At 69.7% G+C, this 18,937-nt stretch carries 20 protein-coding genes and 1 pseudogene; 12 read left to right on the forward strand and 9 right to left on the reverse strand.

Features of this window, described 5'->3' with window-relative positions:
* Nucleotides 1-32: 32 nt before the first annotated feature.
* Nucleotides 33-710 carry a lysophospholipid acyltransferase family protein gene (locus VLF38_RS17025; RefSeq protein ID WP_325272429.1) on the forward strand — a complete coding sequence of 226 codons (678 nt, stop codon included), beginning with the start codon at nucleotides 33-35 and terminating at the stop codon, nucleotides 708-710.
* 6 nt (nucleotides 711-716) lie between these two features.
* A pseudogene (locus VLF38_RS17030) lies at nucleotides 717-1,317 on the forward strand (helix-turn-helix domain-containing protein); the annotation flags it as partial.
* A 25-nt stretch (nucleotides 1,318-1,342) separates the two neighbouring features.
* Here VLF38_RS17030 and VLF38_RS17035 read toward each other — a convergent pair.
* Nucleotides 1,343-2,020, reverse strand: a complete 678-nt coding sequence (locus VLF38_RS17035; protein WP_325272430.1) for a hypothetical protein — start codon at nucleotides 2,018-2,020, stop codon at nucleotides 1,343-1,345.
* Between the two features lie 48 nt (nucleotides 2,021-2,068).
* Complete coding sequence (trhA, locus tag VLF38_RS17040; RefSeq protein WP_325272431.1) at nucleotides 2,069-2,929, reverse strand: PAQR family membrane homeostasis protein TrhA; 861 nt, start codon at nucleotides 2,927-2,929, stop codon at nucleotides 2,069-2,071.
* Between the two features lie 59 nt (nucleotides 2,930-2,988).
* On the opposite strand from trhA, the gene VLF38_RS17045 reads away from it, so the two are divergent.
* From VLF38_RS17045 to VLF38_RS17055, 3 genes are all read left to right on the forward strand, one after another.
* On the forward strand, nucleotides 2,989-3,762 hold the full coding sequence (locus VLF38_RS17045) for an isoprenyl transferase (RefSeq protein ID WP_325272447.1): 774 nt from the start codon (nucleotides 2,989-2,991) through the stop codon (nucleotides 3,760-3,762).
* A gap of 530 nt (nucleotides 3,763-4,292) precedes the next feature.
* The gene (locus tag VLF38_RS17050) at nucleotides 4,293-5,573 is read left to right on the forward strand and encodes a PhoH family protein (protein ID WP_325272448.1); all 1,281 of its coding nucleotides are present in this window, start codon (nucleotides 4,293-4,295) and stop codon (nucleotides 5,571-5,573) included.
* Between the two features lie 222 nt (nucleotides 5,574-5,795).
* On the forward strand, nucleotides 5,796-6,440 hold the full coding sequence (locus tag VLF38_RS17055; RefSeq protein ID WP_325272432.1) for a lytic transglycosylase domain-containing protein: 645 nt from the start codon (nucleotides 5,796-5,798) through the stop codon (nucleotides 6,438-6,440).
* Nucleotides 6,441-6,608: 168 nt separating this feature from the next.
* Here VLF38_RS17055 and VLF38_RS17060 read toward each other — a convergent pair whose 3' ends face one another.
* Nucleotides 6,609-7,997, reverse strand: coding sequence for a class II fumarate hydratase (locus VLF38_RS17060; protein ID WP_325272433.1), 1,389 nt, complete (start codon nucleotides 7,995-7,997; stop codon nucleotides 6,609-6,611).
* A gap of 32 nt (nucleotides 7,998-8,029) precedes the next feature.
* Nucleotides 8,030-8,734 carry a hypothetical protein gene (locus tag VLF38_RS17065; protein WP_325272434.1) on the reverse strand — a complete coding sequence of 235 codons (705 nt, stop codon included), beginning with the start codon at nucleotides 8,732-8,734 and terminating at the stop codon, nucleotides 8,030-8,032.
* A 120-nt stretch (nucleotides 8,735-8,854) separates the two neighbouring features.
* Between VLF38_RS17065 and VLF38_RS17070 the strand changes: the two genes are divergently transcribed.
* The 3 genes from VLF38_RS17070 to VLF38_RS17080 are packed head-to-tail and all read left to right on the forward strand — an operon-like array spanning nucleotide 8,855 to nucleotide 10,712.
* The gene (locus tag VLF38_RS17070; RefSeq protein WP_325272435.1) at nucleotides 8,855-9,496 is read left to right on the forward strand and encodes a hypothetical protein; all 642 of its coding nucleotides are present in this window, start codon (nucleotides 8,855-8,857) and stop codon (nucleotides 9,494-9,496) included.
* Entirely contained in the window at nucleotides 9,493-10,131 is a 639-nt protein-coding gene (locus tag VLF38_RS17075) for a hypothetical protein (protein ID WP_325272436.1), read from the forward strand. Before VLF38_RS17070 ends, VLF38_RS17075 begins: the two co-directional genes overlap by 4 nt.
* Nucleotides 10,128-10,712 (forward strand): hypothetical protein, encoded by a 585-nt coding sequence (locus VLF38_RS17080; protein ID WP_325272437.1) that lies wholly within the window; start codon nucleotides 10,128-10,130, stop codon nucleotides 10,710-10,712. Before VLF38_RS17075 ends, VLF38_RS17080 begins: the two co-directional genes overlap by 4 nt.
* Here VLF38_RS17080 and VLF38_RS17085 read toward each other — a convergent pair.
* Complete coding sequence (locus VLF38_RS17085; RefSeq protein WP_325272438.1) at nucleotides 10,636-11,898, reverse strand: hypothetical protein; 1,263 nt, start codon at nucleotides 11,896-11,898, stop codon at nucleotides 10,636-10,638. The two genes, VLF38_RS17080 and VLF38_RS17085, sit on opposite strands and share 77 nt — an antisense overlap.
* A gap of 108 nt (nucleotides 11,899-12,006) precedes the next feature.
* Between VLF38_RS17085 and VLF38_RS17090 the strand changes: the two genes are divergently transcribed.
* Nucleotides 12,007-12,324 (forward strand): hypothetical protein, encoded by a 318-nt coding sequence (locus tag VLF38_RS17090; RefSeq protein ID WP_325272439.1) that lies wholly within the window; start codon nucleotides 12,007-12,009, stop codon nucleotides 12,322-12,324.
* Nucleotides 12,325-12,436: 112 nt separating this feature from the next.
* The gene (locus tag VLF38_RS17095) at nucleotides 12,437-12,961 is read left to right on the forward strand and encodes a DoxX family protein (RefSeq protein ID WP_325272440.1); all 525 of its coding nucleotides are present in this window, start codon (nucleotides 12,437-12,439) and stop codon (nucleotides 12,959-12,961) included.
* A gap of 88 nt (nucleotides 12,962-13,049) precedes the next feature.
* Here the strand turns inward: VLF38_RS17095 and VLF38_RS17100 are convergent, their stop codons facing one another.
* Both VLF38_RS17100 and VLF38_RS17105 read right to left on the reverse strand, forming a co-directional pair.
* Nucleotides 13,050-13,310, reverse strand: a complete 261-nt coding sequence (locus VLF38_RS17100; RefSeq protein ID WP_325272441.1) for a zf-TFIIB domain-containing protein — start codon at nucleotides 13,308-13,310, stop codon at nucleotides 13,050-13,052.
* 1,146 nt (nucleotides 13,311-14,456) lie between these two features.
* Nucleotides 14,457-16,142, reverse strand: a complete 1,686-nt coding sequence (locus tag VLF38_RS17105) for a fumarate hydratase (protein WP_325272442.1) — start codon at nucleotides 16,140-16,142, stop codon at nucleotides 14,457-14,459.
* 96 nt (nucleotides 16,143-16,238) lie between these two features.
* Here VLF38_RS17105 and VLF38_RS17110 point away from each other — a divergent pair, with 96 nt between their 5' ends.
* On the forward strand, nucleotides 16,239-17,312 hold the full coding sequence (locus VLF38_RS17110) for an FAD-dependent oxidoreductase (protein ID WP_325272443.1): 1,074 nt from the start codon (nucleotides 16,239-16,241) through the stop codon (nucleotides 17,310-17,312).
* Nucleotides 17,313-17,316: 4 nt separating this feature from the next.
* On the opposite strand, the gene VLF38_RS17115 is transcribed toward VLF38_RS17110, so the two are convergent.
* The gene (locus tag VLF38_RS17115) at nucleotides 17,317-17,709 is read right to left on the reverse strand and encodes a PLD nuclease N-terminal domain-containing protein (protein WP_325272444.1); all 393 of its coding nucleotides are present in this window, start codon (nucleotides 17,707-17,709) and stop codon (nucleotides 17,317-17,319) included.
* A gap of 10 nt (nucleotides 17,710-17,719) precedes the next feature.
* Nucleotides 17,720-18,379 carry a YdeI/OmpD-associated family protein gene (locus tag VLF38_RS17120; protein ID WP_325272445.1) on the reverse strand — a complete coding sequence of 220 codons (660 nt, stop codon included), beginning with the start codon at nucleotides 18,377-18,379 and terminating at the stop codon, nucleotides 17,720-17,722.
* A 116-nt stretch (nucleotides 18,380-18,495) separates the two neighbouring features.
* Between VLF38_RS17120 and VLF38_RS17125 the strand changes: the two genes are divergently transcribed.
* On the forward strand, nucleotides 18,496-18,937 hold a 442-nt coding region (locus tag VLF38_RS17125; protein ID WP_325272446.1), incomplete at its 3' end, for a sulfatase-like hydrolase/transferase.

The raw sequence follows: 18,937 nt of genomic DNA on the forward strand, positions 1-18,937 counted from the left end.
ATGCCGCCTAGACACTGTCTAGGAGGTTCGTCATGTACTGGATTCTCAAGTGGGTGCTGCTCGGCCCGGTGATCCGCTGGTTCGCTCGCCCGGTCGTGATCGGCACGTTGCCGAACGGGCCGTTCGTGCTCGCGCCCAATCACCTCGCCGAGATCGACTCGCTGGTGTTGTGTGCAGCGTTGCCCAGGCGCCTTACCTTCGTGGCGAAGAGCGAATACTTCGCCAAGGGCGGGGCGGGCGCATGGCTCTACGGCACGTTGTGTCGATTGACGGGCCAGATTCCGATCAAGCGAGAGGGTGCCGGAAGCGCTGACGTCGCGCTTGAGGCCGCGAACGGGATCCTCGCCCGCGGAGGTGTCTGGGCGATCTACCCAGAGGGAACACGCTCGCCGGACGGTCGCCTGTGGCGCGGCCGGACCGGCGTGATGCGGGTTGCTCTGCCGGGCGCGCACGAGGTGCTCCCCGTAGGTGTCGTCGGCACCCGTTCGGTCAACCAGCCGGGTTCGCGTGGTTGGCGCCGCGGACGCGTGGAGATTCGGCTCGGCGAACCGCTGGACCTGACGAGATGGTCGGCAGCGGCAGCCAACGATCCGGTCGCTTGGCGCGAAGCGACGGACGAACTGATGGCATCGATCCAACGCCTCACCGGGCAGGAATACGTGGACCGGCATCCCAGCGCGGAGGAACGAGCCCGGCGTGACGCGGCGTAGGGCGTCATGAGCCACCCCAATGCGCCCTTGTCGGTGGAGGGTCGTCGACGGCTGGTCGCACGTTGCGAGCATCGGCCGATCGCTCACGTTGCCGCCGAGATGGGCATCTCGCGGACTACGGCATCGAAGTGGGTCTACCGATATCGAGAGTTCGGTGACGCCGGACTCCACGACCGTTCCTCGGTCCCGCGACGCCAACCCGCCGCGACACCTGGCGACGTCGTGGCACTGATCGAGCAGATGCGCCGCAACAATAAGTGGCCGGCAGCACGCATCGCGTTCGAGCTCGAACAACTCGGCTGTTCGGTCAGCCGACGCACCGTCACTCGCATCCTCAATCGGCTCCAACTCAACCGACGAAGGTTCATCGACCCGACCGGCGCCAGCAACCGCGAGCCGCAGAAGATCACCGCCCGCCGACCTGGGCACATGGTCCACATCGACGTGAAGAAGGTCGGCCGAATCCCCGACGGCGGCGGGTGGCGCGTCCATGGCAGAAACAGCAAGCAGGCCCGGGCGGCCGCACGTACTAAGACGCGTGGGACGAGGACCGGATATACCTACCTGCACTCTGCCGTCGACGGGTTCACCCGGCTCGCCTACTCCCGTCGAACCGCGCAGCGAACGGCCTCTCAGTCGCACCCGCCGCGGTTGAGCGCCCACGCGTCGTTCTCCGGGACGAGCGTGAGGCGTACGCCGGAATCGGCGACGTAGATCGCCACGTCACCGGCCACGCTGAGTTCGCCGCTGAGCACGAACTCCGTGGTGATGCCGCGGCGCGGCACGAGCCCGCGCGGTGTGGGGCCGCCCCAGCCGAACTGCTCCTCGCGGGTCACGTCCCACCTCCGGCCCTCCACCTCCACGGGCTCGACCCAGCAGTGGCCCACCGTGAGTTCGAGACGTGTCGACGGAGCGGCGACCTCGCTCCACTCCGCGTGGTCGGCGCACTGCTCGTAGGAGTCGATGAACCACTCGCGGCTCTGGTGGGCGCTGCGGGCCCGGTGCCAAGGAGCGGCCGAGTGCGCGGAGCCGTCGTCGCGCAGGAACCAGATCCGGCGACTCTTCCTGTCGACGTGCGGACGTCCCATCTGTTCAGTGGACGCGAGCATGCCGGCGAAGGTGTGCGCACCCACCCATCCCAGGTCGATCATCGTGACCTGCCCCTTCGGGCACGTGACCTCCGTCGGCACGACCGGCTCGGCCGTCGGCGACGTGATCGTCGCGGTCGGTCGGTCCAGCGGCGTCGCGCGCTGCTCCGACGTACAGGCCGCGAGGGAGACCAGGAGCAGGGCAGCAAGGAAGGAGCGCATGCCGGTACGACGCCTCCCGGCATACGCCGGTTCCGCGGTGAAGGTGCCTCAGCGCAGCGAGTAGGTGGCGATCGAGACCGCGATGTACTGGCTGATGAAGGCCAGCACGGTGAAGAGGTGGAAGACCTCGTGGAAGCCGAACCACGTGGGTGAGGGGTTGGGGCGCTTCGTCGCGTAGACCACCGCGCCGACGGTGTAGAGCACGCCGCCGACGGCGATCAGCGTGAACGTCGAGACGTTGACCCAGGTCGGGAAGTGGGCCGCGCCCTCGTGGAACTGCGGGATGAAGAGCACCGCGAGCCAGCCCATGACGACGTAGAGCATCGAGACCCACCGGGGCGCGTGCGGCCAGCCGATCTTGAAGATCAGCCCCGCGAGCGCGCAGGTCCAGACGACGCCGATCAGCGTCCAGCGGGAGCCGCCGTGGAGGTAGAGGAACGCGATCGGTGTGTAGGTGCCCGCGATGAAGACGTAGATGTTGGCGTGGTCGAAACGGCGCCAGAAGGCCCACATCCGCGGCGCCCAGGTGCCGCGGTGGTAGATGCCGGAGACGCCGAAGAGGAGCAGTGCGCTCGCGGCGTAGATCGACGAACCGACCTTCGTGATGGTCGTGGGGGACAGGACGATCAGCACCGCGAACGCCGCAGTCAGCAGCGGGATCATGCCGGCGTGCAGCCAGCCGCGCAGATGGGGCTTGAGCTCGTCGATCTTGTCGGCGACGGCCTCGATGGCGCGGTCGCGGGCGTCCTGCGCCTTGTCGCGCGCATGGCTGGCCGCACCCACGGCCCGGTCGCGTGCGTGGCCGGCACGGTCCACGGCTCGGTCGACGGCTGCCTCCGCACGTTCCTTCGCGGCGCCGCGACGGCTCTGCTGAGCATCGTCGTGGTCGGGGCGGGTCGTCTGGTTCACGGGGCAAGGGTATCGACGCCGGTAGCATCGTCAGCGTGGGAGCCACCAACGACCAGATCATGCGCGCGCGCCAGCGGGTCAAGCGCATGCTCTACCCGGCGTACGAAGCCCGGATGGTGCGCTTCCTCCCCACCGACGGCCTGCCCAAGCACGTCGGGGTCATGCTCGACGGCAACCGTCGCTGGGCGAAGGCGGTCGGTCGCGACACCGCCCACGGCCACCGGGCCGGCGCCGCCAACATCGAGCCGTTGCTCGACTGGTGCGAGGAGTTCGGCATCGAGGTGGTCACGCTGTGGCTGCTGTCCACCGACAACCTCCACCGTCCCGAGAAGGAGCTCGTGCCGCTGCTCGGCATCATCGAGGAGGCGGTGGCCTCGCTCGTCGACCAGCGCCGCTGGCGGATCCACCCCGTCGGTGCCCTCGACCTCCTGCCGGCCCGCACGGCCCAGCGCCTGAAGGAGGCGGAGGAGGCCACCCGCGGCGTCGACGGGATGCTGGTCAACGTCGCCGTCGGCTACGGCGGCCGCCAGGAGATCGCCGACGCGGTGAAGTCACTGCTCGTCGAGGCCTCCGCGCAGGGCCTCTCGATCGACGAGGTCGCCCAGACGCTCGACGTCGAGGGGATCGCCGAGCACCTCTACACCAAGGGCCAGCCCGACCCCGACCTCGTCATCCGTACGTCGGGCGAGCAGCGTCTCGGCGGCTTCCTGCTCTGGCAGAGCGCCAAGAGCGAGTTCTACTTCTGTGAAGCGCTGTGGCCGGAGTTCCGCCGCGTCGACTTCATCCGCGCCCTTCGTGCGTACGCCGCTCGCGAGCGCCGCTTCGGCTCCTGAACCGCGCCCGGCTGACGACACGGCCTCCGGGAGGCGCCCACCCGGCTTCGGGCTCGCTCGCTGCGCTCGCTAGCACCCTCAAGTGCCGGGCCGGCACCTCCCTGCGCCCGTGCCGCCAGCCGAACCCCTCGCACCTCGTGCACCACGCGTCACAGGCCCCGTGTTAACCCTCGATGAACGGCCCGCGCGTGCGGGCGTGTCGCCACAAAAGCGACGGGGTACCGGACGTACGTTCACCTCAATGGCGAGTGGGGAAGCTCGCCTCACCGGAAGGCCCGCAACGTGAGTGATCACGGACTGACTGCCCGACAGCACCGCTGGTGCTGTCGTGTGGAAAGGGGCCGGCACTCCGGCCTGCGGACCAGCCGGTCCATCCAGCTGAGCTAGGACCGGCGCGGAGTGCGCACGCTGGTTTCCAAGGGGTAGTCGTGGCCACGAGCAGCACCAGCACCCGCACCAGCGCCAAGTCCGCGTCGAGCAGCGCCGGCACCTCCCGGCGTACGACGAAGAAGCAGGCGGTCCGCACCTACGTGATCGACACGAGCGTGCTGCTCGCCGATCCCGGGGCGCTGAAGCGCTTCGAGGAGCACGAGGTCGTCATCCCGGTGGTCGTGATCACCGAGCTGGAGGGCAAGCGGCACCACCCCGAGCTCGGCTACTTCGCGCGCTCGGCGCTGCGTTCGCTGGACGACCTGCGGGTCAAGCACGGGCGGCTGGACCAGGCGGTGCCGATCGGTGACGACGGCGGCACGCTACGGGTCGAGCTCAACCACACGAACCCCGAGTCCCTGCCGTCCGGCTTCCGCCTCGGCGACAACGACACCCGGATCCTCGCGGTTGCGAAGAACCTGAGCGACGAGGGCTGCGACGTCACCCTGGTCTCCAAGGACCTCCCGCTCCGCATCAAGGCCAGCTCGGTCGGCCTTGATGCGCAGGAGTACCGCAGCGAGCAGATCCACGAGTCCGACACCGGCTACTCCGGCATGGCGGAGATCGACGTGGAGGCCGGCGTCCTCGACGAGCTGTACGACGACGGTGTGGTCGACCTCGACGCGGCGAAGGACATGCCGTGCCACACCGGCCTGGTGATGCTCTCCGACCGGGGCACCGCGCTGGGGCGGATCGGGGCCGACAAGCAGGTCCACCTGGTGCGCGGCGACCGCGAGGCGTTCGGCATCCACGGGCGCTCTGCCGAGCAGCGCATCGCGCTGGAGATGCTGCTCGACCCCGAGGTCGGCATCGTCTCCCTCGGTGGCCGCGCCGGCACCGGCAAGTCCGCGCTCGCGCTCTGTGCCGGCCTCGAGGCCGTGATGGAGCGCCGCCAGCACAAGAAGGTCGTGGTCTTCCGCCCGCTCTTCGCCGTCGGTGGGCAGGAGCTCGGCTACCTGCCCGGCAGCGCCGAGGAGAAGATGGGCCCGTGGGGCCAGGCGGTCTTCGACACCCTGGGCGCGATCACCTCGCAGGACGTCGTCGACGAGATCCTCGACCGCGGCATGCTCGAGGTGCTCCCGCTGACCCATATCCGGGGGCGCTCGCTCCACGACGCCTACGTCATCGTCGACGAGGCGCAGTCACTCGAGCGCAACGTGCTGCTCACGGTGCTGTCCCGCATCGGGGCGAACTCCAAGGTGGTGCTGACCCACGACGTCGCCCAGCGCGACAACCTCCGGGTCGGTCGCCACGACGGCATCGTCGCCGTGGTCGAGAAGCTCAAGGGCCACCCGCTCTTCGCGCACGTGACGCTGACCCGCTCGGAGCGCTCGCCCATCGCAGCCCTGGTGACGGAGATGCTCGAGCACGTCACGATGTGACGGGACGCCTGTGACTCGTGTGAGGGGAGTGGTGCCGACCACCTGGAGTCGGTGTCGCTCCCCTCACACTCGGGCGCGTTCGACTTGGTGCTGACGCCCGTTTCCTGCATGGTGGTACTTCGTCTTCGGGCCGCCCGCGCTGTGATCCAGCTCCGGGCGGCTTCTCTCGGCCGAAGGCGTTGCCCTGACGTCTAGCCAGAGACCCTGACTGTGTCGAAGCATGTGAAGTACGTTCCCAAGCACCGTGGTGCCGCCGTTCCGGCCACCGAAACGCCCAAGAAGATCCTCCGCAACTCCGTCGTGTTCTCCGCCATCGCGGTGGGCGCCACGGGCTCCGCCGTCGCCACTGGCCTGCTCAGCGAGTCCACCTCCCCGGCCGCTGCGGCCTCCGCTGAGGTCGACCTCGACCTCGCGAGCGTCAACGGCATCAACGGCGACGACATCGAGCGCGACCCCGTCGTCTCCCGCTCCGACCAGCGTGACGCCGCCGCCCCGGCGAAGCTCGCTCCGCTGGCCGCGACCGACTCGGTCGCCAACGGCTACACCCGCACCGAGGACGCCAAGGACCTCGACCCGCGCTCGGTTGCCCGCGCGCTCATCTCCGACTTCGGCTGGTCGAGCGACCAGTTCGGCTGCCTCGACTCGCTGTGGACCCGCGAGTCCGGCTGGAACATCACCGCCGACAACCCGAGCTCGTCCGCCTACGGCATCCCGCAGGCGCTGCCCGGCTCGAAGATGGCCTCGGCCGGTGCCGACTGGCAGCACAACCCGGTCACCCAGATCACCTGGGGCCTCGGCTACATCCAGGACCGCTACGGCAGTCCGTGTGGTGCGTGGGGGCACAGCGAGAGCCACGGCTGGTACTGACGGCCGTACGCCGGGCGCCCGACGCTCCGTGAGGCGCCCTGCGCCCCGTGAGGCGCGGGTCGTGGGCGGCCGTCGCTCTGTGAGGCTCCCACCCGGCTTCGGGCTCGCTCGCTGCGCTCGCTAACACCCTCAAGTGCCGGGCAGGTACCTCCCTGCGCGCCGGGCGCGTCAGCGGCCGGTCATGGTGTCGACGTCGAGCGCCTCGTCGAGCTGCTGCTCGGTGAGCGACCCGTCCTCCAGTACGCCGTCGGCGACGGCGGCCTCGCGCACGGTGATGCCCTGCGCGAGTGAGGCCTTGGCGATCTTCGCGGCGCGCTCGTAGCCGACGTACTTGTTGAGCGGGGTGACCACCGCCGGCGACGACTCGGCATACGCGCGGAGGCGGGCCTCGTTGGCGGTGATGCCGCTGATGCAGCGGTCGGCGAGGAGCCGGCCGCTGGTGGTGAGCAGGCGGATCGACTCGAGCAGGTTGCGGGCGATGAGCGGCAGCATGACGTTGAGCTCGAAGTTGCCGGAGGCACCGGCCCAGGCGATCGCGGCGTCGTTGCCGACCACCTGTGCGCAGACCTGGAGGGTCGCCTCGGGGAGGACCGGGTTCACCTTGCCGGGCATGATCGACGAGCCCGGCTGGAGGTCCGGCAGGTGGATCTCGGCGAGGCCGGCGGCGGGGCCGGAGCCCATCCAGCGGAGGTCGTTGCAGATCTTGGTGAGGCTGACCGCGATGACGCGCAGCTGGCCCGAGAGCTCGACGAGGGCGTCACGCGCGCCCTGGGCCTCGAAGTGGTCGCGCGCCTCGACGAAGGGTAGCCCCGTCGCCTCGGCGAGCTCCTGGATGACGGCGGCGGAGAAGCCCGGGGGCGTGTTGATGCCGGTGCCGACGGCGGTGCCGCCGAGTGGCAGCTCCGCGACCCGGGGGAGCGTCTGCTGCAGTCGCTCGATGCCGAGCCGGACCTGGGTCGCGTAGCCGCCGAACTCCTGGCCGAGCGTCACCGGGGTCGCGTCCATCAGGTGCGTGCGGCCGGCCTTGACGACGTCGGCGAACTCCTCCGCCTTCGCGCCGAGTGCCTCCGCGAGGTGGTCGAGGGCCGGGATCAGTTCCTCGGCGGTCGCGCGCGTGGCAGCGACGTGGATCGAGGTGGGGAAGACGTCGTTGCTCGACTGGCTGGCGTTGACGTGGTCGTTGGGGTGGACCTCGATGCCGGCGCGGGAGGCGAGGGAGGAGAGCACCTCGTTCGTGTTCATGTTGGAGCTGGTGCCGGAGCCGGTCTGGAAGACATCGATCGGGAAGGCGTCGAGGTGCTCCCCGGCGACGACCTCGTGGGCCGCGGCGTCGATCGCACGAGCGTGCTCCTCGGTGATCACGCCCAGCCGGCCGTTGACCCGTGCCGCCGAGGCCTTCACCAGCGCCAACGCACGGATGTGGGCGGCATCGAGACCACGGCCGCTGATCGGGAAGTTCTCCACCGCTCGCTGGGTCTGTGCCCGCCAGAGCGCGTCGCGGGGGACCCGGACCTCGCCGAGGGAGTCGTGCTCGATCCGGAAGTCGTCGCTGCTCATGGCATCGACGCTAGCGCGGAGGCCACAGGTGGTCAGCGCTCGGAGGCGTAGAGCCAGTACTGCTCCTCGCGGCCCTGCAGGTCGACCGGGATGGGCAGCGCCCGGCAGTTGCCGAAGACATCGTGCATCTCCAGCGGCAGCTCGGGCTCTTCGAACGCCGACCAGATGACCAGCGTGCCGCCCGCGGTCAGCCGGTCACGCACCGCCCTGAGCAGCGGGGCCTCGTAGAGGTCGGCGTTGCTCTCGTGCACGAGATAGCCCGGACCGTTGTCGACGTCGAGCAGCACCAGGTCGTACGCCGAGTGGTCGCCGTCGGGCGCGTCGGTGCCACGCAGGAAGTCGGCGACGTCAGCGGTCACCAGCTCGACCCGATCGTCGGCCAGCAGGTCGGGGCCGTAGGGGATGGTGCCGTCGCGCATCCACGCGACGAGGCCGGGCTCGATCTCGACCACGGTCACGTGCTCCACGAAGGAGTCCGCCAGCACCTCGCCCAGGGTGAACCCGAGGCCGAGGCCGCCGACGAGGACGCGCCGCGGCGTACGGCCGGAGCGGCGTGAGGCGGAGAGCGTCGCGGTGGCCATGGCCTGCTCGGAGGCGGTCTCGACCGTGTCCATGACGAAGACGCCGTTGGCGCGGAGCTCGATCGCGGTGCCGTCCTCGCCCCGCTCGTCGCGACGCCGCCGGAGGACCAGCTCCCCGGTGGGGCCGGTGGAACGGGCGAGCTCGGTCTCCTGCATGGAGCCATCCTTCCCGATCGCGCGCTCCGCGCACGACTGCAATCGCGATCCGCCCCGGCCAGCAGATCTGTCGGTGCCGTTTTCGTCGCGGATGTGATGGTTCGGACCTACGATGCGCGCGTGGGGGATTCGGGTTCTCGGGTGCGCGCGTTCGCGGGGCGCAGCGCGACGTTCGTCAAAGGGCGTCCGCGCTCGCAGCAGCTGGTCGGCGGCGGGCTGGCACTGGCGCTGCTCACCGCGCCGTTCGGCGGCTTTGAGTCGGTGTCTGCCTCGACTCTTCTCGGGTCCATCGAGATCGGTGTGCCGATGCAGGTCGGCCCGTTCGAGGTCACGCTGGAGAAGGTTGTCACCGTTCCCGATCTGGCGCCCACCGTGACGCCGGAGCCGGGCCGCAAGCTGCTCGTCGTCGTTGCCTCCGTGGAGAACACGGGCAACCGACCGTGGGGTGTCCGGGTCCTCACCGACGCGCTCCCGGCTCCTGCGGACGGCGGCATCGAGGCGAACGATCTCGGCAAGACCAACGCCGACGTCTACGACTACGACGACACCAGCCAGATCCGCGACATCAACCCCGGCATCCGCCACAAGGCGGTGCTGGTGTGGCAGCAGGACGAGGACTGGAGCGGCGACTCGGTCACGCTGACCGTCGATGAGCTCGAGTGGGTCGGCGAGGACACGGTCCTGCGGCTCTCGGACGAGCGATGGCGGGACCTCGACAGGCCGGTCGCGCAGGGGGTCTTCCCGGTGGAGGTGCGGCCATGAGCGTGCTCGGTCGTGCGGGCGCGACAGCCACCTCGGCAGCGGTCGTGATCGCGGCGCTGGCGGTCGGTCGGCTGGTCTCCGATCACGTGGAGAGCAAGATCTCACCCGATCCCTTCCTGCGCGAGGTCGCCGCCGGCGAGACCGCTCACCTGCGGTTTGCCGACATCGACGTCGACCGGGTGAACGCTGCGGACGTGCTCGTCTCGGGCAGCGACGTGGTGAAGGCGCGGGGCGTCTTCCTCGTCGTGGACGTGACGGTGCGCGGTACCGACAAGGCACGTGCCCTCACCGGCATCGAGCTCGTCGACACCGAGGGGAGGATCTACGGGCCGGACAAGTCGCGCGCCTACTGCAGCTTCAACCTGAACGCGGAGCCCGGCCTGACCACGTACGCGCGGCTCTGCTTCGACATCCCGACGCTCGCCCTGGAAGACGTGCGGCTCCGGGTGGCTCAGGTCGACTCCGCCGGTGGGGGTGCCTCCCAGCGTCGTGACGAGATCGGCGACCTCGACCTCGGCATCTCAGCCAGCGAGGCTCGCCGCATGCTCGCGGAGGAGTTGGCTCTGGCCACCACGAACGACCCGTTCACCAAGCCCGACCCCGAGCCGCAGCCGATGCCGACGGAGGCCTCGTGATGAGCTGGTGGAGGCGGAACCGATGGTGGCTGTTCGCCACTCCTCTCGCGCTCGCGCTGATGCTTGCCGCCTCGTCGTACCGGATCAAGCCGTACTGGTGGGAGACGGATACCCGGCGGGTCGCCGACACGGCCCGCATCGGGGAGTGGTTGGAGTGGAACAACTCCCTCGAGGGGTTTGACGGCCAACATCAGACCTGGCACTTCCGGGTGCGGGTGACCGGACTTGAGCCCGTGGACGAGGTGGCGCTCGGCTACAACTCGCCAGCGCCGGTTCCGGATGGCAGCGACGCGTGGAAGGTCTCCCTCGAGATCGACCCCATCAAGGTGGAGGGCACTCCGCCGTGCGAGCTCGTCCTTCTCGGCGACGACGGGGTGCAGTACGGCGGCAGGAACTCGCGACAGCAGCCGCTGGCGTGCTCAGAGCTCTCCACGGGTGAGGAGGAGGGTCCCGGTGATCACTACCGCACCCACTCGGTCCTCGTCGTCGACGAGGGGACGGAGATCACGCAGGTGTGGCTCGGGATTCCCTACCGGGAGTGGTTGAAGTTCCGGCCGGAGCCGCCCGCGTCAGCCAGCTGACCGCTGCAGCGAGGAGCGGAACGGCGAGCATCAGCGACACCGCCAGCCCGAGCGCACTCTCGATGGGCGCGAACGCCAGCCAGGTCCACGTGTCGACGGGGCCGGTGACGGCGCGCCAGAGGCGCGACACGAGCCCGGGCAGGCGGAGGACGATCAGGAAGGTCACCCCGAAGAGCAGCATGGGGGCGAGGCCCGCCGAGCCGAGCATCCGCAGGCCCTGCCACAGGGCCGAGAACCGCCCGCGCACGTCCTCGGTCAACGAGGCGAGGCCGGACCGGACCGGTGCAGGGATCACCTTCACCCGGTCGAGCACCGGGTGCCGGTCGGTGGCCGGCGGCTCCATCAGCTGGTGTCCCAGGACGACCGCCGCAACCGTCAGCCACGCCAGCGGAACCACGACGACTGCGTCGAAGGCTCCGAGAGTGCCGAAGAGCCAGTCCGTGGCCGTCTCCACCGGGTGGGCCAGGGGACCGAGGCGGTCGACGGTGGCGTCGTACGTCGTCACGATGCCGTGAACGGCACGGCGGTCCTCGACCCAGCCGACCACGTGCGCCTGCAGTGCGGAGGCGTTGTGGGCGACGTTGCCGGTCCAGTAGATCTCGGCCAGGACACCCGCGATCGCGAAGAGCAGCAGGCCCGAACGCTTCTCGGCCCGGCCCAGGGCCCATCGCAGGACCCAGGCAGCGGCGATGACGCCGACCAGCGACCATCCGGACCAGATCAGGACGCGTCCGAAGAAGTCGGCGTCCCCGCTGAGCTGGTTGGAGAAGTACTCGTCGGCCGACGCCTCGTTGACGAAGCGCTCCACGTCGTCGGCGAGCAGCCCGTGCGAGACGTAGACCGCGAGGAAGGGGACGAGCACGGACGTCGCGACGTCCACCAGGCGTGATTCCGGGCGGACCGCGTCCGAGGGCTCAGTCGCGAGCGAACGACGGCAGAGGTGCAGCATGGCGATCGCCGGCAGGAGGTAACCGATGGGAGCCAGCACCAGGAGGATCTGGCCGGCGAACCCGTGCCAGTCGGAGAGCTCGACCGCAGCCCAGAGAGCTCCATTGCGCAAGGCGATGGCAAGGCAGGCGAGCACCAGGAACGCCGGCCAGTGCGCGAGGAAGAGCTTGCCCGCGGTGACGAGGACGCCCGGGAGCTCCCGCACTGATGCGTGGTGCCAGGCACGCTGCTCTGTCATCTCTGCCCCCGAAGACGCCGGACGGCGACCCCGTGCGCCGTACAGCGGCACGATAGCGACGAATCCGGCGCCCCGTGTCCGGAACAGGTCTGCGGGTACGGGGCTGCCATGACCGAGCAACAGAACCCTGACGACATCCAGATGGCCGTGGACTCGACCGGCGACGGCGCGGTCGGCACCACCGAGGACCCCGCTGACCACCCCGAGCCCGGGCCCGTTCCGGACGAGGAGCGCCCCGCGTCGTACGACGAGGAGCCGGGTGCCGACTTCCCCGACGGCGAGCGGCCGGTGCCGATCTCCGACGGCGACGCGGTGGCCGGCAACCCCGACAGTGCGAGCGCTGCCGAACCGGACCTGCCGAGCGACGTCGGGCCCAACGCCGTCCCGCCGGGCAACGCGGAGTCCAACGAGTACGACAAGGAGTGATCGCCGCGTGGCGTCGGCCACGTGAGCGCGCCGCGCCGCGCCGCCTCGCGCGGTGATGTGGCATGGGGTCCTACGTTGGGTGAAGGATCACCCACCTTCAAGGAAGAGACTCATGGCACTCGGGACCGTCATCAACAGCACGCGGCGCAACCTGGCGCTGCTCGGCGTACGGGCCCTGCTCGGCGTCGTCCTCATCGCGCACGGCTGGCAGAAGCTCAACGACTGGGGCCTCGAGGGCACCGAGTCCGGTTTCGCCGACATGGGCATTCCGAACGCCGGCCCGGCGGCGGCGTTCGCGATCACCGCAGAGCTCGGCGGCGGCATCCTGCTCCTGCTCGGCCTCTTCACGCCCCTCGCGGCGCTCGCGGTCATCGGTGACATGGCCGGTGCGTTCTGGTTCGCGCACCGCGGCACGACGGTGTTCGTCGGCGACGGTGGCTGGGAGCTGGTCGCCGTCATCGGCGCCGCGGCACTGGCGCTGCTGGCCGTGGGCGCCGGCGCGCTGAGCCTCGACGCGATCTTCGTGAGCGCCTGGCGTCGTCGCCGCGCCCGCAAGGTGAAGGCGAAGCCCGCCAAGCCCGAGCCGACGCACAACGTGCTCGGCGAAGAGGTCGACGCGGTCAGCACCACGTCCTGACCCGCACTCCGCTCGCAACGTCATAGGAGTTGGTCGCTAGAGCGGCCAACTCCTATGACGTTGTTCTGTGCCGGGCTGGCCGGACAGCTCAGTCGAAGAGCTCGCTGAGCCAGCTCTCGCGACGCTTCTTCGGGTAGTACGGCTGCTGGTAGCTCTGGTGCTGGCGCTGCTGGACCGGCGCAGGCGGGGCCTGCTGCGCTTGCGGGGCGGGCATCGCGACCGAGCGATCGATGATCTTGTCCAGCTCGCCGCGGTCGAGCCACACGCCCCGGCACTGCGGGCAGTAGTCGATCTCGATGCCGCTGCGCTCGCTCATCACCAGGGTGGAGCCGTCGGTAGGACACTGCATGGGTTCCTCCTCTCGTCCTCCTGCCAACGTACGGCCGAGGGCGGAAGGTTCCCCTTCGGTGCATGTCGCTGGAGGCCTCGTACCTCCCGGATGTCATAGGAGTTGGTCGTTCTAGCGACCAGCTCCTATGACGTTGTGGGGGAGAAGAGCACTACGGCCCGGTTTCGACCACCAAGCCGCGCGAGGCGGCGCTTCTCCACCGACCTGCACGTATGTGCGACGAGTGTGGGAGCAGTCCGCGACATTGGCCGCCATGCCCCGCCTCCGTCATCCCGAACGCCGTGGTGAGCTCGTCCAGCTCGCGACCCCCAAGTTGGCGTCCTCTCCCGGCGTCAGCTCTACGCAGCTGGTACGACGCGAGCGGAGGTCCGCGCGCATGTTCGTGCCGGCCGATGGCGACGGATCGGCCCGCAGAGCGCGGCGTTGCGCCTGGCGCGCTGCTGCAGGACGGCAGGTGGTGGCCCTCTGTGCTCGAGGCGGGGCCACGGGCGTTCCTGGACAGAACGTCCGCCCTGTTGGCGTCGGGATTCGATCACTCAGCCAAGGCAGCGGATCAGGGTCTCGGTCCCGTGGGGCGTGCCGGTGCGATGGCGACGGCGGCGTACGCCCACTGTGGATCTTCGTCAGAGCGGCGCTGGGCAGTGGGAGACGTCGCACCGCGGGTGTCCCGTCACACGGCCGGTGGTTGGTGCGGGTTCGCTCAGCCTCGACGCATTCCTCGCCGGCTCGTGGCGCCGTCGCCGCGCGCAAGCAGTAGCAGCCTCGAGCGGACGCGGATATTCGGATCAGCGCCTCGGCGCTTGCGACATTCAAGGCCGAACTGACCTCTTACCGGAATGGGCTCTCCGCTCACCGCTACTGGTCCTACTGGAGTCCGCGGATCCCGCACGTAGATGCTCTCTTCGAGAGGTACTCGACCGGCTGGGCCGGGTCCTCCTACGCGCAGCAGCTCACTTACTACCGGCAGCGCTGGCACTCCTACGCCATCAATCGGCAGTACGCGCGTCTGCGATTGGTGTGCTCAACAAGGTGATCGGGTAGTTGCCAGCACCGGCTGGACGCACGCCTCTGTCCAGTGTGTAAGCGGTGCGACGTCAAAGGGGGCGCCCACCGGGATCGGTGGACGCCCCCTTTCGAGCTGCCGGACTACTCTGCGGAGCGCACCCGCAGGCCCGAGATCGGAACGGTGACCGCGCCGCTCGGGTCGGTGAAGAAGTCGTTGCCCTTGTCGTCGACGACGATGAACGCCGGGAAGTCCTCGACCTCGATCTTCCAGACCGCCTCCATGCCGAGCTCGGGGTACTCCAGGACCTCGACCGACTTGATGCAGTCCTGGGCCAGGCGGGCGGCGGGGCCGCCGATCGAGCCGAGGTAGAAGCCGCCGTAGGTGCCGCACGCTTCGGTGACCTGCTTCGAGCGGTTGCCCTTGGCCAGCATGACCATCGAGCCGCCCTCGGCCTGGAACGCCTTGACGTAGGAGTCCATGCGGCCGGCGGTCGTCGGTCCGAATGAGCCGCTAGCCATGCCGTCGGGGGTCTTGGCCGGGCCGGCGTAGTAGACCGGGTGGTTCTTCATGTACTCCGGCATGCCCTCGCCCGCGTCCAGACGCTCCTGGATCTTGGCGTGCGCGATGTCGCGCGCCACCACCAGGGGGCCCGTGAGCGACAGGCGGGTCTTGACGGGGTGCTTCGACAGCTCCGCGAGGATCTCCGACATCGGCTGGGTGAGGTCGATCTTCACGACCTCGCCGCCCTGGATCAGGTGCTGCTCCTCGGTGTCGGGGAGGTACTGCGCCGGGTCGGTCTCGAGCTGCTCGAGGAAGACACCCTCGGCGGTGATCTTGCCCAGCGCCTGCCGGTCGGCCGAGCAGGAGACGGCGATCGCGACGGGGCACGAGGCACCGTGGCGGGGGAGGCGCACGACGCGGACGTCGTGGCAGAAGTACTTGCCGCCGAACTGCGCGCCGATGCCGAACTCCTGCGTGAGCTTGAAGACCTGCTCCTCGAGCTCGAGGTCGCGGAAGCCGTGGGCGGACATCGAGCCCTCGGTCGGCAGGTTGTCCAGGTAGTGCGCGGAGGCGTACTTGGCGGTCTTCAGCGCGAACTCGGCGCTCGTACCGCCGATGACGACGGCCAGGTGGTACGGCGGGCAGGCGGCCGTGCCGAGCGACTTGATCTTCTCGTCGAGGAACTCCAGCAGGCGCTTCGGATTCAGCACCGCCTTCGTCTCCTGGAAGAGGAAGGACTTGTTGGCCGAGCCGCCGCCCTTGGCCATGAAGAGGAACTTGTACTCCGGGCCCTTCGGCCCCTGCGCGGTCGAGTAGATCTCGATCTGCGCGGGCAGGTTGGTGCCGGTGTTCTTCTCCTCGTACGTCGTCAGCGGGGCGAGCTGCGAGTAGCGGAGGTTGAGCTTCGTGTAGGCGTCGTAGACACCCTTCGACACGTACTCCGCGTCGTCGGCGCCGGTGAGCACGCCCTCGGACTTCTTGCCCATCACGATCGCGGTGCCGGTGTCCTGGCACATCGGCAGCACGCCACCGGCGGAGATGTTGACGTTCTTCAGCAGGTCGAGCGCCACGAAGCGGTCGTTGCCCGAGGCCTCGGGGTCGTCGATGATCTTGCGGAGCTGGCTCAGGTGAGCAGGACGGAGGTAGTGGCTGATGTCGTGCATCGCCGCCTCGGTCAGCTGTTGGATCGCCTCCGGAGCGACCTTGAGGAAGGTCTGCCCGTCGACCTCGACGGTGCTCACTCCCTCCGTCGTGATCAGTCGGTAAGGAGTGTCGTCCTTGCCGATCGGGAGGAGGTCGGAGTACTTGAACTCTGCTTCAGCCACGATCCGAAAGAGTACGCCGCCCCCCGGGCTGTGCGCGCGTGAGTCCGTTCACCCGTCGTGCCGGAATCGTCGCGCACCCGTCGGCGTTCCCTCTCCGTGCACACGTACGACGCGGTGGTGATCGGAGCCGGCCAGGCGGGCCTGTCGACGTCGTACCACCTCAAGCGGCTCGGCATCGACCACGTCGTCCTCGACGCCGACGACCGTGCCGGCGGTGCCTGGCAGCACCGTTGGGACTCGCTGTCGATGAACGACGTGCACCGCGTCGCGGACCTGCCCGACGCCCCCGCTCCCGGCGGATCCGACGACCGGGCGAACGCCGTCGTGCCGGCGTGGTTCGCCCGCTACGAGGCACTGCACGAGCTGCCCGTGGTCCGCCCGGTCGCCGTCGACAGCGTGACGAGCGACGGTGATTTCCTCGTCGTCCACTCCGGCGCCCGCAGCTGGCACACCCGCACCCTGGTCAACGCGACCGGCACCTGGACCCGGCCCTTCCTCCCGTACTACCCGGGTGCCGAGACGTTCCGCGGAGAGCAGCTGCACACAGTCGCCTATCCCGGGCGCGACCACTTCCGCGGCAGGCGCGTGCTCGTCGTCGGTGGCGGCGCGTCGGCCGTCCAGTTCCTCGGCGAGCTCGCGCCTATCACCGACACGCTCTGGGTCACCCGGCGCGAGCCGGTCTGGCGCGACGGCTTCGACGAGTCGGTCGGGCGCGATGCGGTGACGATGGTGCAGCAGCGGGTGGCCCGCGGGCTCCCGCCGGCCAGCGTCGTCAGCGTGACCGGCCTGGCGCTGCGCGACCAGGAGCGGGAGGCCGAGCGGCTCGGTGCGTACGCCGCCCGGCGGCCGATGTTCGCGCAGATCGAGCCGGACGGCGTGCGCTGGGCGGACGGCTCCTTCGAGCGCGTCGACGTGATCCTCTGGGCAACGGGCTTCCGGCCGGCCATCGACCACCTGGCACCGCTGCACCTGCGCGGCCCCGAAGGCGGCATCCAGCTGCTCACGACCAGCCACGACGTGCAGACCGCGGTGACGGCGGCGCGCGATTCCCGCGTGCAGCTGGTCGGCTACGGCCCTTCGGCCAGCACCATCGGCGCGACCCGTGCGGGACGTGCCGCTGCCCAGGCCGTCCACCGCCAGCTGGCCGTCGCGGACGAGCAGAGCGCGTAGCTCGCTAGGAGCCTTCCGGGGAGGGCTCGGCGTCCGGCTTCTCCTGCTCCTCCGCTTCGCGACGCTTCTTCTCCTCGGCGTACTTCCGTCGCTGCGCCTCGGCGCGCTCGCGCACCTTCCGCAGGAACTCCGCGTCGTCGTCGGGGTTGCCCGCGGAGGCGCGGCCCGGACGGTCGTACTCCGGGAAGCCGGGCGGGGTCCAGGTTTGCTGCGGTGCGCGCACCGGGCGGCCGGCGATGAGCCAGGCGATCGAGCCGACCAGCGGGAAGAAGAGGATCAGCAGGATCCAGGCGATCTTCGGCAGGTTGCGCACCTGGTCGTCACGCGACGAGATCGCCTGCACCAGGCAGAAGATCGCCAGGACGAAGACGACGAGGAACGGCAACGCGCGCAGCATGTGCTCAACGTTAGGCCTGGCGTGCGGCCGCCGCTGCCCGTTCGACCCACTTCGGCTGATCGCCATAGCGCTGTGACGGGATCATCCGACCCGCAGCGTGCTCCTCGAGCAGCTGCGCCATCCGACGGTCGCGGGTCGCCTGTTGCTTGGCACCCAGCACCCACGTGATGCAGATCCGCCGGTACGACGGCGTCGCGATCTCCCAGAACGCCGCCGCCTTCGGGTCGGCGGCGAGCCGGGCGGCGTACTCGTCGGGGAGGGTGACGCCGATGGTGTCGCTGCTGCTGTAACCCACCTCGTCCGTGCGGGCCTCGTAGACGGCGAGGCCGGGTGGCTGCATACGGCCCTCCGCCTTCAGCCGCTCCACGAGCTCGATGTTGATGCGGGACCAGCGGCTGCCCTTGCGTCGCGGCGTCCACCGCTGGCGGCGCGAGTCGTCGTCGATGCGCTGGGCGACCGAGTCGATCCAGCCCCAGCACAGTGCCTCCGGCACCGCCTGCTCCCAGGTCAGCCCCCGGTCGGGGACGTGCTTCTTGTGCAGCCCCATCCACAGCTCAGGGGCTGTGGCGTGGTTGGCCTCCAGCCACGCCGCGAACTCGGCGGGCCCGTCGAAGAAGAGGGCAGGTCGCTCCGGCGTACCGCCGGGGGTGCCGAGTCCGTCGAGCGCCATGCGTTGAGCCTCCCACGCCGCGCGAGCCATGGCCCACCTCACGCGCTCTTGGGCGGCGGCGGAGTTCGCGCTGTGCTAAAACTATATAAAGTCACTCGAGAATGTAGGAAAAGCAGATGAAGCGACGCCTCCTCAGCGCCGGCCTGGGGCTCACCCTGGTGTTCGGCCTCGCCGCGGTGGTCGGACTCGGCGGCTCCGTGCCGCGGGCCGGCGCGGCGACCACGCGCCCCAACATCGTCCTGATCCTCATGGACGACTTCTCTGTCGAGCTGCTGCGGACGATGCCCCAGGCCCGCAAGCTGCAGGCCAGGTCGGCCTCGTTCGACAACGCATTCGTCGTCGACTCCTCGTGCTGCCCCTCCCGCTCGTCGCTCCTGACAGGGCTGCCACCGCACCTGACCGGCGTGCTCAACAACACGATCCACGATCCCCAGCGCCCGACGGGTGGCTGGGCGGCGTTCCGGCGCTACGGCAACCTGAAGCGATCGGTCAACGTCTCGCTCGACGCCCGCGGATACACGACCGGCTTCATCGGCAAGTACCTCAACGGCTACGAGC

It is taken from the genome of Nocardioides sp. (assembly GCF_035481145.1).
Lineage (GTDB): Bacteria > Actinomycetota > Actinomycetes > Propionibacteriales > Nocardioidaceae > Nocardioides.

Coding starts and splice junctions, on each gene's coding strand:
- VLF38_RS17025 (WP_325272429.1), top strand. CDS start 33: ATGTACTGGATTCTCAAGTGGGTGCTGCTCGGCCCGGTGATCCGCTGG.
- VLF38_RS17035 (WP_325272430.1), bottom strand. CDS start 2,020: ATGCGCTCCTTCCTTGCTGCCCTGCTCCTGGTCTCCCTCGCGGCCTGT.
- VLF38_RS17045 (WP_325272447.1), top strand. CDS start 2,989: ATGCGCGCGCGCCAGCGGGTCAAGCGCATGCTCTACCCGGCGTACGAA.
- VLF38_RS17060 (WP_325272433.1), bottom strand. CDS start 7,997: ATGAGCAGCGACGACTTCCGGATCGAGCACGACTCCCTCGGCGAGGTC.
- VLF38_RS17065 (WP_325272434.1), bottom strand. CDS start 8,734: ATGCAGGAGACCGAGCTCGCCCGTTCCACCGGCCCCACCGGGGAGCTG.
- VLF38_RS17075 (WP_325272436.1), top strand. CDS start 9,493: ATGAGCGTGCTCGGTCGTGCGGGCGCGACAGCCACCTCGGCAGCGGTC.
- VLF38_RS17085 (WP_325272438.1), bottom strand. CDS start 11,898: ATGACAGAGCAGCGTGCCTGGCACCACGCATCAGTGCGGGAGCTCCCG.
- VLF38_RS17090 (WP_325272439.1), top strand. CDS start 12,007: ATGACCGAGCAACAGAACCCTGACGACATCCAGATGGCCGTGGACTCG.
- VLF38_RS17095 (WP_325272440.1), top strand. CDS start 12,437: ATGGCACTCGGGACCGTCATCAACAGCACGCGGCGCAACCTGGCGCTG.
- VLF38_RS17100 (WP_325272441.1), bottom strand. CDS start 13,310: ATGCAGTGTCCTACCGACGGCTCCACCCTGGTGATGAGCGAGCGCAGC.
- VLF38_RS17115 (WP_325272444.1), bottom strand. CDS start 17,709: ATGCTGCGCGCGTTGCCGTTCCTCGTCGTCTTCGTCCTGGCGATCTTC.
- VLF38_RS17120 (WP_325272445.1), bottom strand. CDS start 18,379: ATGGCGCTCGACGGACTCGGCACCCCCGGCGGTACGCCGGAGCGACCT.